This window comes from Agromyces arachidis (genome assembly GCF_052805135.1).
This window is the reverse complement of sequence record NZ_JBRBDK010000002.1, coordinates 45,805-59,394: the sequence shown is the minus strand read 5'-3', so window position 1 is coordinate 59,394 and position 13,590 is coordinate 45,805. Positions and strand designations below refer to the sequence as shown.

The 13,590-nt window shown below is 73.3% G+C and carries 14 protein-coding genes; 8 read left to right on the top strand and 6 right to left on the bottom strand.

The genetic code is table 11. From position 1 onward, the window contains the following. The first annotated feature begins 92 nt into the window (after positions 1–92). From ACUY4T_RS03240 to ACUY4T_RS03225, 4 genes are all read left to right on the top strand, one after another. Positions 93–1,214 (top strand): hypothetical protein, encoded by a 1,122-nt coding sequence (locus ACUY4T_RS03240; protein ID WP_446017467.1) that lies wholly within the window; start codon positions 93–95, stop codon positions 1,212–1,214. A gap of 53 nt (positions 1,215–1,267) precedes the next feature. Further along, entirely contained in the window at positions 1,268–1,693 is a 426-nt protein-coding gene (locus ACUY4T_RS03235) for a hypothetical protein (RefSeq protein WP_446017466.1), read from the top strand. A 146-nt stretch (positions 1,694–1,839) separates the two neighbouring features. Then, a complete protein-coding gene (locus ACUY4T_RS03230; RefSeq protein WP_446017465.1) occupies positions 1,840–4,107 on the top strand; it encodes a hypothetical protein in 2,268 nt (755 codons plus the stop codon). A gap of 79 nt (positions 4,108–4,186) precedes the next feature. Continuing rightward, the gene (locus ACUY4T_RS03225) at positions 4,187–5,152 is read left to right on the top strand and encodes an alpha/beta hydrolase (protein ID WP_446017464.1); all 966 of its coding nucleotides are present in this window, start codon (positions 4,187–4,189) and stop codon (positions 5,150–5,152) included. Positions 5,153–5,185: 33 nt separating this feature from the next. Here ACUY4T_RS03225 and ACUY4T_RS03220 read toward each other — a convergent pair whose 3' ends face one another. Then, on the bottom strand, positions 5,186–6,496 hold the full coding sequence (locus ACUY4T_RS03220; protein WP_446017463.1) for a cation:proton antiporter: 1,311 nt from the start codon (positions 6,494–6,496) through the stop codon (positions 5,186–5,188). Between the two features lie 108 nt (positions 6,497–6,604). Continuing rightward, positions 6,605–7,642: an NADPH:quinone reductase gene (locus ACUY4T_RS03215; protein WP_446017462.1), complete on the bottom strand. Its 1,038-nt coding sequence runs from the start codon at positions 7,640–7,642 to the stop codon at positions 6,605–6,607. Positions 7,643–7,707: 65 nt separating this feature from the next. On the opposite strand from ACUY4T_RS03215, the gene ACUY4T_RS03210 reads away from it, so the two are divergent. Next, positions 7,708–8,058 carry a metallopeptidase family protein gene (locus ACUY4T_RS03210; protein ID WP_446017460.1) on the top strand — a complete coding sequence of 117 codons (351 nt, stop codon included), beginning with the start codon at positions 7,708–7,710 and terminating at the stop codon, positions 8,056–8,058. 9 nt (positions 8,059–8,067) lie between these two features. Here ACUY4T_RS03210 and ACUY4T_RS03205 read toward each other — a convergent pair whose 3' ends face one another. Then, entirely contained in the window at positions 8,068–8,421 is a 354-nt protein-coding gene (locus ACUY4T_RS03205; RefSeq protein ID WP_446017459.1) for a Fe-S protein, read from the bottom strand. Positions 8,422–8,608: 187 nt separating this feature from the next. Here ACUY4T_RS03205 and ACUY4T_RS03200 point away from each other — a divergent pair, with 187 nt between their 5' ends. Then, positions 8,609–10,234 (top strand): hypothetical protein, encoded by a 1,626-nt coding sequence (locus ACUY4T_RS03200; RefSeq protein ID WP_446017458.1) that lies wholly within the window; start codon positions 8,609–8,611, stop codon positions 10,232–10,234. Positions 10,235–10,242: 8 nt separating this feature from the next. Further along, a complete protein-coding gene (locus ACUY4T_RS03195; protein ID WP_446017457.1) occupies positions 10,243–11,526 on the top strand; it encodes a hypothetical protein in 1,284 nt (427 codons plus the stop codon). A 33-nt stretch (positions 11,527–11,559) separates the two neighbouring features. On the opposite strand, the gene ACUY4T_RS03190 is transcribed toward ACUY4T_RS03195, so the two are convergent. From ACUY4T_RS03190 to ACUY4T_RS03180, 3 genes are all read right to left on the bottom strand, one after another. Further along, a complete protein-coding gene (locus tag ACUY4T_RS03190; protein ID WP_446017456.1) occupies positions 11,560–11,943 on the bottom strand; it encodes a YciI family protein in 384 nt (127 codons plus the stop codon). A 7-nt stretch (positions 11,944–11,950) separates the two neighbouring features. Continuing rightward, a complete protein-coding gene (locus ACUY4T_RS03185) occupies positions 11,951–12,418 on the bottom strand; it encodes a VOC family protein (protein ID WP_446017455.1) in 468 nt (155 codons plus the stop codon). A 93-nt stretch (positions 12,419–12,511) separates the two neighbouring features. After that, positions 12,512–12,991 (bottom strand): hypothetical protein, encoded by a 480-nt coding sequence (locus ACUY4T_RS03180; RefSeq protein WP_446017454.1) that lies wholly within the window; start codon positions 12,989–12,991, stop codon positions 12,512–12,514. 206 nt (positions 12,992–13,197) lie between these two features. On the opposite strand from ACUY4T_RS03180, the gene ACUY4T_RS03175 reads away from it, so the two are divergent. Continuing rightward, positions 13,198–13,566, top strand: coding sequence for a nuclear transport factor 2 family protein (locus tag ACUY4T_RS03175; protein ID WP_446017453.1), 369 nt, complete (start codon positions 13,198–13,200; stop codon positions 13,564–13,566). The last annotated feature ends 24 nt before the right edge of the window (positions 13,567–13,590 follow it).

The window sequence follows — 13,590 nt, the reverse complement described above, 5'->3', positions numbered from 1 at the left end:
TAGTAAGGCAGACTACCGGTGCTCTGCAACACCGAGTACCGGAGGGCGGTGGAACCGTGGCCGCGGGCCGCCCCCGTCGGTAGAGTCGGGGTGTGCGCCCGAACCGCATCCGCCTCGCGGCGGTCGCCGCCACCGCGGCGGTCGCGCTGAGCGCCTGCGCCGGATCGGCGCCGGCGGGCGAGCCCGCCCCGAGTGCGCCCGCGAGCACCACGCCCGCGGCATCCGCCCCGCTCGGCTGCGACGACCTCGCGCCGGCCGACCTGGTGGCCGCGACCCTCGCCGGCGCCGACGGCGAGGCGGAGGAACCGGTCGACGCGGTGAACGGCTCCGACGCCATGTCGGGAGTGCTGGTCGAGGGCGTCGGCGGCCTGGCGTGCTCATGGCGCGTCGGCGGCGGCATGCCCGAATACGGTGCGCCGAGCGACTGGGCGTACCTGCGCATCGACGTGCTCCCCGGCGCCGCCGACGACTGGGTGCCGTTGCAGCTCGGCGACTCGGTGTCGCCCGACACCCGCGACGTCGCCGGTGTCGAGGCGTCCGTCGCCGGCGGCGACCCGGGATGGTCGCTCTCCGCGCCCGTCGGCGAGCACTGGGTCGTCGCCTCGATCAGCGCCGCGGGCCTCACCGCCGAGGGGGGACGCTTCGCCGGCATCGGCGGCGCCGTGATGATCGAGCGGCTGGTCGCCGTCGCCGAGACCGCGTTCGAGGCCCTCGACTCGGCCCAGGCCGAACAGCTCGCCGAGCTCGGCCGGCCGGTCGTCGACCTGCGCGAGGGAGCGGCCGCGTGCACCGGCCGCCTCGATCAGGCCGCGGTCGTCGACGCCCTGCAGGTGCGCGACCCCGCAGTGGTCGCGTACGAGACGACGGATGCCGCGGCCGCGCCGCCGCGCGACTTCGACCACGCCGTCCGCGCCGCCGCACGCACCTTCGACTGCACGGTGCTCGTCGACGGCGGCCCCCGCGTCGTCGTGACGGTCGCGCCCGGCTTCGCCGTGCTGTTCGACCGGTTCGGCGAGCCCGACGCCGACGTGACCTTCGAACCGCTCGACCTCGGCGGCGTGCCGGACGGGGTCGACGCGAGTGCGCTGGTGCGACCCGCGACGGGCGACGCCTCCGCATCGCCGGCGGTCCTCGCCGTGGACGGCGCGCTCCACCTCATCCGGGGAGACCGGGTCGAGGGCGTGGCGCGCGCGATCGTCGCCGGGGCGGGCTGACGGTTCCGAGGGGCAGGCGGGGCCGCGACATCCGCCGCCGTACGCTGAGGGGGATGGACGCCTGCGCCGCACTCGCCGAATCGATCGACCGCCTCGCCGCGCGCGGCCACTCCGACCGCCGGTTCCTGCGCGAGCTCGGCCGTGCGGCCGGCGTCCGGCGCGGGCCGATGTGGCTGTTCGACGCGGCGTCCGGCGGCCGGAACCGCATCCGCGGCCGCGGGTTCCGCCCGGCGGTCGACGACGACACCGAGGGGCAGGCGCGCCACTTCGCGGGAACCGTCGCGGTCGCGGCACGCCTCGGCGGCCCGGTCACGCGCTGGCTCACGGTGCACGTGCTCCGCGACGGACCCGAGTCGGCCGACGGGCGCCTGAGCGAGGAGGCCATCGAGTTCGCCCGGCTCGTGCGCTCCGGCGAGCTGCCCCAGGCGGACGCCTCCTCCTGGGTGCGCGACCGGCTCTGCCACGGCACCGGCCGGTAGCCCCTCGGCCCGGCCCTCAGGGTCGGCACTGTCGCAGCGAGGCGCCGCTTCACTAGAATCGCGCCAGGCAGGCGCGGACGATGCGTGGGGCGAGCACTCGAGCACGGCGGACACGGGTACCGGGGGCGGCACTCGCGATCGGCGCCGTGCTGGCGCTCGCCGGCTGCACGGCGGACCTCGGCGAGACCCGCACCCTCACCGAGTGGACGGCTGCGGTCGGCGCACGCTGGGACGGCTTCGTCGACCGCGTGCTCGTGCCCCTCGGCGACACGCTGCTCGCCGTGCTCGTCACCTGGCTGGTGCTCGCGGTCGCGGCGCGCCTGGTGGCGCTGCTGCCGGGCATCCGCAACCTGCGGGTCACGCGGCGGACCGGTGCGGTGCTCCGCGCGGTCGGCTGGGCCCTCGTCGTCGTGACGCCGGTCGTCATCGTCGTCTCCACCGCCTACGCGAGCGACGGCTTCGCCGTGTGGCTCGCGGTCGTGCTGCCGCTCGCGCTCGTGGCCGTGTCGGTGCTCGGGCCGGGCCTCGCCACCCGCTCGAGGCTCGACGCGAAGGTGCTCGCCCCCGACGGCAGCACGAACACCGCATGGGCGATCGACGCACTGCTCCAGGTGCGAAACGCGAACCTCGACGATCCGCGGGAGCGCGTCGAGCGGCCGAGCTCGCCCGACATGGGCGAGTTCATCGCGATCGCCGACCGGAGCGGCAGCGGCGTGGCCTCCGCGGTCGCCTGGCTGTTCCAGGTGCTGTTCAACTCGGCGCCGTGGATGCTGCAGGTCACGATCCTCGACCCGCACTCGGGCATCGCGACGCTCCGCCGCAACGGGCATCCGCTCGACGAGGTCGAACTCGTCCTCGAGTGGGAGTCCGCGGAGCCCGACCAGCATCGCAAGCTGCTCGCGCTCGCCGCGGGGTTCACCGCGATGACGATGGCCGAGCGCTATCCCGACGTGCGCGGGTTCTACCGGGCGGCGAGCTGGAAGTCCGTCGGCTTCCTCGGGCTGGCGCGGATGACGCAGGGCGAGGAACGCCGCCACTACCTCAACCGCGCCATCGAGGAGGACCCGACCAGCATCCTCGCCGAGTACGACCGGGTCTTCGACCGGTTCGAACGGCTCGAGGACCGTGAGTCGCTCGAGGCGTTCATCGACCAGGGCCTCGAGCCCGTCGTCAACCACGCCGCGTGGCTGTGCGGCGAACCCGAGGTGTTCGCCGACCGGCGACCGAAGGCCCGTCACGAGTACGTGCGCGTCGCCGCCGAGCTGGGCCCGGCCCGCCTCGATCCGGCCGACATGCGCCGGGGCACGCGTGCACTCCGCACCCGGTGGGACGAGCGCCGCCGCATCCGGCCGCCGGCGCCCGAGCCGCGTGCGATGCTGCTGCGCACGCTCATGCTGTACATGACGGCCGCGCGCAACTGGGCCGCGTACGTCGAGCTCGACGGCGGATCGGCCGATCCCGCGGCCGTCGACGATCGGCGCGCGCGCATCCGCGTCGCCGTCGACCGCTACATCGAGCTGCTGGAGCGCGAGAGCGCCGCGCCGCGCCGCGACCCCAACCGGGTGCTGTCGCGCATGCGGGCCCGTGCCGCGCTCTGCTACATGATCTTCAACCCGGATGCCGCGGACGACTGGGGCGTCGAAGGTGCCCCCGGCTCGGCGGCCGGGGCGACGGGTGACGCGTCGCGGCAGGCCGCGGCGGCGCGCCGCTGGCTGCGCGAGGCGGGGGCGTCGCTCGAGACCGAGATCCGCTACTCGTACGCCTGCTTCACGGCGCGGCGGGCGCGCGCGATGGAGGGCGACGCCGAGCGCGGGCTGCTGATCGACGAGGCGATCCGAGGGGTGCGCTACGCCCGCCACATCGACTCGTACCAGCGCGGCGCGGCGCGCGACCCGGAGCTCATGCTGCTCGGCAGCGAGCCCCGGATGCGCGAACTCGTGCTCGCGCCGATCGCGTCGGCCTGGCAGGTCGAGCGGTTCGCCGCGCTGCGCGACCGACTCGAGCGGCACGGCATCCTCGATCCGTCCCGGATCGCCGTCGACCCCGACCTTCACGCCTTGCGCGAGGAGCTCGGGCTCGGGACCGAGGACTTCTCGCAGCTCGTCGACGCGTCGTCGATCCTCCGCGCCGCGCTCGCGACCGACGAGGGCGGGCTCTCGACGGACGAGCGGCTCCGCGCCGTGCGCCACCTGGTCGACGACGTCGGCTACAGCGTGCGGGCACTCACCGGCACGTTCGCGGAGCAGTTCGACCGGCTCGCGCGCTCGGTCGCGGCGGCCGTCCACTGGGTGCCGACCGCCGACGAGCTCGAGGACGTCGCGCGTTTCCTCGCCGGGCTCACGGCCCGCCTCGACGCCGGTTCGGGGGAGCCCGCGCCGACCACTCCCGAGCCGCCCGTTCGCCTCGTCGGCTGACGCCGGTCGCCGAGGCGCCGTCCCGGCCCGTACGCTACGAGCAGTTCCGCCGGCGGCCGGCGGGCCGGTGGGAGGACGGATGTCGCAGCGTGCGCTCGACGAGCGACGGAGGATGCGCCTCGCGGACCTCGATCCGCAGCTGCGCCCCGCGTTCCGATGGTTCGCCCGCCTGCCGGTGCGGCGTGCCTGGCAGCGCCGGCTGGTGCAGGCGGCGATCGGGCGGATCCCCACGCCGAAGCCCGCGGGCGGCGTGCGGTTCGAACGCGTCGACTTCGACACCGATGGCACGGGCGTGAGGGTCTTCACGCCGGCCGGCGGCGGTGACGGCGGCGCCCTGCTCTGGATCCACGGCGGCGGCTTCGTGATCGGCGGGGCCGCGATCGACGACCGGTTCTGCGCGGAGGTCGCGGCGGAGCTCGGCACCGTGGTGGTCTCGGCCGAGTACCGGCTCGCACCGGAGCATCCGTTCCCGGCGCCGCTCGACGACTGCATGGCGGCGTGGGACTGGCTCCGTGACGCGGCATCCGCGCGCGGCATCGACGAAGACCGGATCGCGGTCGGCGGGGAGAGCGCGGGCGGATCGCTCGCGGCCGCCCTCGCCCAGCGGCTGCTCGACGACGGCGGCGCGCAGCCCTGCGCCCAGCTGCTCTTCTGCCCCATGCTCGACGACCGGACCGCCGCGCGGCGCGAGCTGGACGCCATCCGGCACCTCACGTGGGACAACCGCGACAACCGCGTGGGCTGGACCGCGTACCTCGACGGCCGCCCGGGCGCCGGGTCGCCGCCGCCCGGCGCCGTGCCGGCGCGCCGCTCCGACCTCCGCGGGCTCCCGCCGGCGTGGATCGGCGTCGGCGACATCGACCTCTTCCACGACGAGGACGTCGCGTACGCGAACGCGCTCACCGCCGCGGGCGTCGACTGCACGCTCGACGTCGTCGCCGGTGCGCCGCACGGGTTCGAGACCGTGGCCCGTGCCACCCCCGTCGCCCGAGCGTTCCACGCACGGGCCCGGGCATGGCTGGCGGGCCGGCTCGCCGTGCGATGACGGCGTGCGCCGGTCGTCGGGGAGGTCGGTACCTCAGCCGTCGAGGTCGTCCGGGCCGAGCGAGGTCGATGACCAGCGCGCCGCGGGCACCTGGCGGCGGCGACGCGGCATCCGTGCCGGCACCGCCTCCTCGGCCGACGGTTCGGCCGCCACGTGCCGCTCGTACCAGCGGTGGTACGCCCCGCTCAGAGGCACCGAGGTGAGGCCGTGCAGCAGGATGCTCAGCGCGATCGTCGTGAGCACGGTCGTGAGCACCAGGTCGTCCTCGGGGATGCCGCGCTCGAACGCGATGAGCGCGAACACCAGCGAGGCGAGGCCCCGCGGGCCGAACCAGCCGATGAAGGCCATCGTCTGCAGGCGGATGCCGCGGCCGGCCAGCGCCACGGCCACCGGCACCATCCGCACGACGGTCAGGCTGAGCACCGCGTAGAGGACCACCTGCCAGGTCAGGTTCGGGATCGTGAGCGTGAGCGCCAGCGCCCCGAAGGCGATCCAGGTGACCGACGCCAGCACCTCGCCCGCCTCCTCGGCCAGCAGGCTCACGGTCGACCGCACCGGCCCGGCGAGGCGACCGAACACCGCCCCCGCGACGAAGGCCGCGATGAATCCGCTTCCGCCCAGCGCGGCCGCCACGGCGTACGAGAGCAGCGCCGCGCTCAACGGCAGCACCTGCCGCCATCCCGACTCCATCCAGCCGCGCCGGTCGGCGATCCGGAAGAGCCATCCGCCGAGCAGTCCGGCGCCGACGCCGCCGACGAGGCCCCACCCGACCTGCTGGGCCATGCTCGAGGCGACCGCCGTCGTGATCCCGCCCTCGAGTTCGGCGTTGGCGATCGACAGCACGACGAGGAAGATCGGCACCGTCAGTCCGTCGTTCAGGCCGCTCTCGACGTCGAGCGACTGCCGCACGCGCGGGGGCACGGACGGGTCGGAGACGACCTTCTGCCCGAGCGCGGCATCCGTCGGAGCGAGCATCGTGGCGAGGAGCACGATCGAGGCGAACTCGACCCCGGGGAACACCAGCACGCCGGCCCCCACCCCGGCGAGCAGGGTGAGCGGCAGCCCGATCAGGAGCAGGCGGCTCGGCCACGCGAGCTCGTGCCGGAGCGCACGCAGGTCGAGGCGGGTGGCATCGCTGAAGAGCAGCAGCACCAGGGCGACCTCCGCGACCCGCGCCGCCTCCTCCGCCTCCAACGAGATGTCCGGCACGCCGGGGACGACGACGGCGACGGCCAGGCCGCAGACGACGAGGAACAGCGCCGACGTGATCCCTCGCCGGTCGAGCGGCCCCGAGACCGCGCTCCACACGAGGATGAGACCCACCGCGATCGCCAGTTCGACCATGTCATCCGCTCCCGGTGGCTCGCCGACGGGTTCCGCTGTGACGCGAGACTATACCCGCGCGCGGCCGACCCGGGCGGTGCGCACCGGAACGGCGGAGGGCGCGGCCCCCTACTCCGGTGCGGAACCGGCGACGTCGACGAGCACCTTCCCGACCGTGCCCGCCTCCACCGCGTCGTGCGCCTCGGCGGTGCGTTCGAGCGGGAACCGGGTGATCGGCAGGCCCGCGTCCGCGCCGACCGGCAGCGCGCCGTCGTGGGCGGCGGTCGTGACGTCCTCCGCGGCCGCCCGGAGCGCCGCGTCGCCGACCGTGTAGAGCAGCAGGAACTGGTAGCGGGCGTTGAGTGAGAAGTGGTGCCGCACGTCGAGCGTCATCTCGGCACCGCCGTCGGTCGCGTAGACGGCGATCGAGGCGTGGTTCGCGATGACCTCCGCGTTCAGGGACGCATTGCGGGCGGGGGAGACCTCGACGACGTGGTCGACCCCCTCGCGGGCGATCGCGCGGATGGCGCGCGCGGCGTCCTCCGCCCGGTAGTCGACGACGTGGTGGGCGCCGGCCGCGGTCGCGAGCGCGGCCTTCTCCGGGGAGCTCACCGTGGTGATCACGCGGGCGCCCGCCCATCGCGCGAGCTGGATGGCCGCGTGCCCGACCGCGCCGGCGCCGCCCGCCACGAGCACGGTTCGGCCCTCGAGCGCACCCGGGTGCAGCCGGCTCGGTCCTGACTCGTGGACGGTGAGGGCGCGATGCGCCGTCATCGCGGGGACGCCCAGCGAGGCGCCGAGGTCGAAGCCCGCGGCATCCGGCAACGAGACGACGCGGCCGGCCGGAAGCACCGCGTACTCCTGCGCCGTCCCCGTCGGGCGCTGGTGCGCGGCGAGGAACACCCACACCCGGTCGCCGACGGCGAGGCCGTCCACGTCGGGCCCGAGCGCGTCGACGACGCCGGCGCCGTCCTGGTTCGGCACGACCTCGGGGAAGGCCGTGGCGCTGCCGGCGGTCGCGCCTGCCCGCGCCTTCCAGTCGGTCGGGTTGACCCCGGAGACGACGATCCGCACGCGCACCTCGCCGGGCCCGGGCTCGGGGCGATCGCGCTCCACGAGCTGGAGGACGGATGACGGGCCGGTGGCGGAGTACGCGATCGCTCTCATGACCGTGGCAACGCGATCAGGGGCGGGGATGTTCCGACCGATGGTGGCGCGAGCATGATGAGGGGATGGTCCAGATCTCCGACGACGACTTCGATCGACTGCTCGGCGAGGTGTTCGACTCGCTGCCCGACGACATGGTCCGCGGGCTCGAGAACGTCGCGATCTCGTTCGAGGACCAGCCGCCGGGGCAGCGTCCGAGGCTCTACGGGCAGTACCGCGGCCACCCGCTGACCACGCGCGGCGTCTACGGATTCGGCGAACTGCCCGACCGCATCACGCTGTACCGGAACACGCTCCAGGAGCACAGCGCCGATCTCGACGCGTTGCGCGAGCGGGTCCGGATCACGCTCGTCCACGAGATCGGCCACTACTTCGGCCTCGACGACGCGCGCCTGCGGGAACTGGGCTGGGCGTAGCGGATCCGGTCAGCGCCAGAGGACGGCGATCGCCGCGTTCGCGAGGGTGAGGATGCCGATCGACCAGAAGATCGCCGGGGCGACCGAGCCGCTCTTGCGCTGGCGGGCCGAACCGATGCCGAGGAGCGCGCCGATGACCACGAGGATCACGAGCTTGGTGCCGAGCTTGGCGTAGTCCAGGTCGTGGTCGATGCCCCACGGCGCGGCGAGCGCGAGACCGGCGACCGCCGCGATCGCGAGGCCCCAGTTCATGATGCGCGTGACGCCGCGCTTGCCGTTGAACAGTTCGACGACCCAGGCGCCGAAGAGCACGGCGAAGCCGACGAGGTGGACGAGCACGACGAGGTGGCGGAGGAATTCCATGTCGTCACGCTACCGCGACGGGCGCGGCCGCCGTGGGCGACGCCCTGATGGCCGACCCACGATACGGCGTGCCGGGTCCGGGAAACCCCTCGTTCGGGGTTGGTGGCGCCCCGCTCATGGGCGTAGGACGAGGCATGTCTCGTCGCGCTCCGAACCTCGGCGACGAGGCATCCGGGGGGATGTCATCATGCGGGCAGCACGGGCGCTCATCGCGCCGACCGCCATGCTTCTCGTCGCGGCGCCGTTGGTCGTGCCGTCGCCGGCCTACGCCGATCCCACGGTCAGGGTGTCCGTCACCGTCGAGCGGATCCTGCTGCTCGCCGGCGACGACGGAGCGGGGTGCGGCGCGCCCGACTGGTATGTCAGGGTCGACCTCGCCGGGCAGCTGTTCGACAACGAGGACACCCCGTCGCAGGACGCGTTCGAGGGCAACGACGACATCAGTCCGGGTTGGGAGTTCGCCCGCACACTCGATCCGGGGGCGCTCGCCACTCCCGGGCAGATCCCGATCAGCGTGGAGGTCTGGGAGGAGGACGGGTTCACGTGCGGCTCCGATGAGCGGTTCGACGCCTCGGCCGGGCCCGGCGACGCGGTCACCGGCTTTGCGACCGTCGCACCGTGCGAGGCGCAGCTCGACGGCCAGGTCATCGGGTGCGCCACCACCGGGTCGTTCTCCGGCACGGCCGACGACCGGGTCCAACTCCAGTTGCGGGTCGTCGTGCAACCCCCGGTCAACGCGCCGGGCCTCAGGGTCCGCTGCACCCACACGCCGGCGTGGCCCCAGCCGGGCGAGACCGTGAGGATCATGGCGGAGGCGCTCGACGGCGCCCTCGCGCAGGTCTACGTCGACGACCTCGAGATCTGGATCCAGGACGACGTCGACGACCTCGCCACGCGCAGGCTGGAAACGGACCTGGCCGGAGTGAACGTCGCGTACGCCACCTTCACCGCGCCGGGGGACGATGCCGACGGCTTCCGGTTCGGATACGCATGCGGCCTCGCGAAGGGGTCGGAGCGGATCTCGAGCGGCTGGCGCATCGCCACCGAGGGAGACCCCGGCACGGCGGTCTTCCCGGTGGTCTACACGGGCCCCAGCTCCTCGCGCCTGGACGTCGTCTTCATCGCGGACGACATCACCTACCCGTTCGGCGTCGCGCCGCCGGCCGGGCGCCGATTCCTGAATGACGTCGCCAGGGTCATCGGCATCTCGTACTACGGGTTCGACCCGTTCCTCACGGCCCAGGACTCGTTCAACTTCTGGATCCTCACCCGTCCGGGCTCGGCATCCGATGCGAACGTGGAGTGCGCGCACGACGCGCCGGCCGGGTGGGAGGACGAGTACGCCTGGGCCGACGTCGGGATGATCCTCCACTTCCGGTCTCAGCGGGACTGCGCCCTGTCGAGCGAACGTCTCGCGTCCGGGACACTGAACCTCGCGTTCCGGGGGGATGCCTTCCAGATCGTCACGCACGAGACCAGCCACCAGCCGTTCGGGCTCGCCGATGAGTACTGCAACCTCCGGCCGGGCTCGTTCAGTCCGACGTGCGACGGAGGCTACTGGATGGCGGATGTCGCTCCGAACGTGTATGCCGAACGCGACATCTGCCTCGGCGAGCTGTCCCTGTTCGCCGACGGGCGCGACGCCGACGACTGCCAGGAATTCCTCGAGCCCACCGACTGGGCGCCCGACCCCGACTGGACGGTCTCGGACCCGGTCGTCAACGACATCATGGTCGACAACGGGATGGCGCGTGGCGCGGACCTCCGGCGGTACCGGTACATCCTCGACGAATGCCGCGCGGCGGGATGCTGAGGCCGACCATGCGATCGATCCACGCTGCCGCCGCCGGCCTCGGGCTCGCCGGAGCAGTGCTCCTCGCCCTCGCATCGCCCTTCGTCGCCCGGTCCGACCCGCCCGACGAGCTCGCCGAGGCCCCATTGCCGGTGTTCGTCGACGGCGCGGAGGACCCGGCGAAGTCCATGATCGTGCGGGTCGACTTCGCCTCGCGCACCGAGGCGACCCTCACGTCGGCCGAGGTGTCGATCGAGCGCGCGCACACGCACGTCGGCGATCCGCCGTTGCTCCGGCTGGTGGTCGAGGATGCCGACGGCGCGACGATCCGGACCCTGAACGCCTGGAGCCCGCTGTGGACGTTCACGTGGGATGACTCGGAGCGCCTCGAGATCCGCGAGTCGGGCGCGGGCACGTTCATCGTGCCGTTCAGCCCGGAGATGGCGCAGATGCGGGTGCTCGACATCGCCCTCGACGAGGAGGTCCTCGCCGTCGACCTCGCGGCGCCGGTCCGCGACTTCTGCATCGCCACCCCGGACGACCCGGACTGCGTCGAGGCGGACCTCGCGGTGACCGGCCTCGACGTCTCGGTGCCGCGCTTCGGAATCGTCGGGGACGTCATCGAGGTCGCGGTCGCGAGCGAGATCGCGAACCTCGGCCCGGACGGGCCGGTCGACGCCGAGGTCACCCGATCGAGCAGCGCGGGTGCGGGGCTGACGGTGGATCCGGCAGGCGATGACGTCGTCGACGTGGCGGCGATCCCCGCGGGCGGTTCCGAACGGCTCGACGCTGCGTACACCGTCGGCTGCGTCGACCCGGGACGGCACGAGCTGACGTTCCGCACCGCGATCGCTCCCGAGCGGGCGAGCGTCATCGATCCCGACCCGGACAACGACGCTGCGGAGGCGACGGTCGTCGTCGACTGCGCCCTGCCCGTTTCGATCGACGTGGTCCCGGGCAGCCCGACGAACCCGGTGCGCCTGAACGGAGGCGTCGTTCCGGTCGCTCTGCTGACCACCGCGGCGGGCGAGGATGGCGCTACGTCGGCATTCGACGCCGTCCTCGTCGAGCCGTCGTCGCTGCGCTTCGGCTCACTTGATGCCCTGTTGGACGATCGAGGCGTGGGTGAGGCCCATGGGGCCGTCCATCCGGCGGACTCGGATGGCGACGGCGACCTCGATGCGCTCCTGCACTTCGGTCCCCGTGTCGGTGCCCTTTCGGCTGACGACACGGAGGCGTGCGTGTTCGGTCGCACCGACGAGCCGTCGGGGTCCGTCGCCTTCGTCGGCTGCGACGCGGTCGCGCCGCGTTGAGCGGCAGCGGCGCCCGTGCCTCGCGTCGCGCGCTCAGGCGCCGGGCATCGCCCGTTGTTCGCCGACGGGACCGGGTGCCGCCGGGAACGCGAACGTGCCGGCCGCGACCCACCACTCCATGACGTCGTAGACGAGCCGGCCCGCGATCACCGACGGGTCGCCGTCCGAGAGCCGCGCGGCCTCCGCGAGGTCGCAGGCGTAGATCGACATGCCGCGGTACGACGGGTCGCTCTGCTCGCCGAACGGGCCGTTCGCCACGAGCACGCCGTCGCGGCGGAGCTTCGCCCGGTACGCGAGGTGCCGGCGCTGGAGCTCGTCGAGCTCGTCGTCGGAAAGCTCCGGGGGATCGGCGGGGCGCCGGAGGACGACGACGGTGTAGACGTCGAACGCGTCGGGGATGTCGGGGTTGCGTGACATCCGCGGCTCAGGCGTTCTCGAGTTCGGCGATGACGATCTTCTTCTGCCGCATCATCGCCCGGATCTGCTCCGGTCGGCGGGTGAGCTCCTCCATGTCCGCCGGCACGATCTGCCAGCTGACGCCGAAGCGGTCCTTGCACCATCCGCAGGCCTCGGCGTCGGGCTCGTGCGAGAGGCGCTCCCAGTAGTGGTCGATCTCGGCCTGGTCGGCGCACGAGACGATGAACGAGATCGACTCGTTGAACCGGAACAGCGGGCCGCCGTCGAGGCAGGTGAACGGCACCCCGTTCAGCGTGAACCGCCCGTTCAGGACCTTGCCCGACATCCCGCGGAAGTGCTCGTCGAGCGACTCGTCGGGGTACTCGTCGATGCGATCGATGCGCGAGTCGGGGAACACCTCGACGTAGAACTCCATCGCCTCGCGCGCCTGGTCGTCGAACCACAGGCACGGATGGATCGGTGCGAGCTCGGCCATCGGAAACCCCCTCGTCCGGTCGCGCACGTCGCGCGATCGAGGGCAGGCTACGCCCCGGCGCCGACCGGGGGGAAGGGGTCCTGCGTCGGAACGTCAGGGTCTCGTCCTGGTCTCGATGTCGACCCACGCGATGAGGCTGGGCAGCACGTCGTTGCCCGTCGGCGACCACGGGTCGTCGGTCGGGAGCGACGCGAACCACGAGTGCGCGAGCACCAGCGAGCAGATCGGAATCGCGATCACGAGCCGGCGGGCGCGAGCGAGGGTGCGGAGCGCGGCATCCGTCGTCGCCGACCCTTCGAGCACGGTGGTCATCGCGTGCATCACGATCAGCGCGACCGCGAGGTAGACGAGCGCGCTCGGCTCGAGCGTCACCGTCGTGCAGGTCTCGATGCCGCCGTCCGGACCCGAGCCGTCGCTCCGGCACGTACCGCGTGACGCCCGGGCGAACCAGCCGTAGAACGCCGAGGCGCCCACGGCCGCGCCGACGAGCACCCGCGCCTGGCGGAAGAGCGCCGCCTCGGCCGGCAGCATGGGCGTGGTCGGGGCGGGAGGGGTGGAGATCGGGTCGGACATGCGGCCTCCGCATTGGTAGGGTCGCCGCCATGCTCGCAGCGCGGCCGAGACCGGCACAAGAGCGCGATCAGGGATGCCGCGGCAGCTCGGAAGACGACGGCATCGTGCCATCCGCCCCGACGCATCTTGACGGGCGGGCTCCGGCGGGGTGAGGGTGAAGGCGTCATCCGCGACGGTGCGGATGCCGCGCGAGGGGAGCGAGCCGCATGCAGACCATGACCGACCTCAGCACCGAGCAGATCGCCCGGGCGTTCTCCGGCCATCGATTCGAGGTGGCGTTGCCGCACCTCGCCGACGACGTGATCTGGACCTCCGTCGGCGGAGGACCGCTGGTCGGCCGGAAGGCGGTGACGAAGGCGATCGAGCGCACCGCCGCCGAGCTCGCCGACGTGACCACGGAGTTCCAGCGCTTCCGCTCGGTCGTCGGGGAGGACAGCGTGGTCGTCGACGCGCTCGCCCGCTACACCGATGCGGACGGCGGGGTGTCGATCGTGGCGTCGTGCGACGTGTTCGACTTCGCGGCCGACGGACGCATCACCGAGATCGTCTCGTACATGATCGAACTGCCGAACTGAGCCGCGTCGGCGCCGGGGGCGGCC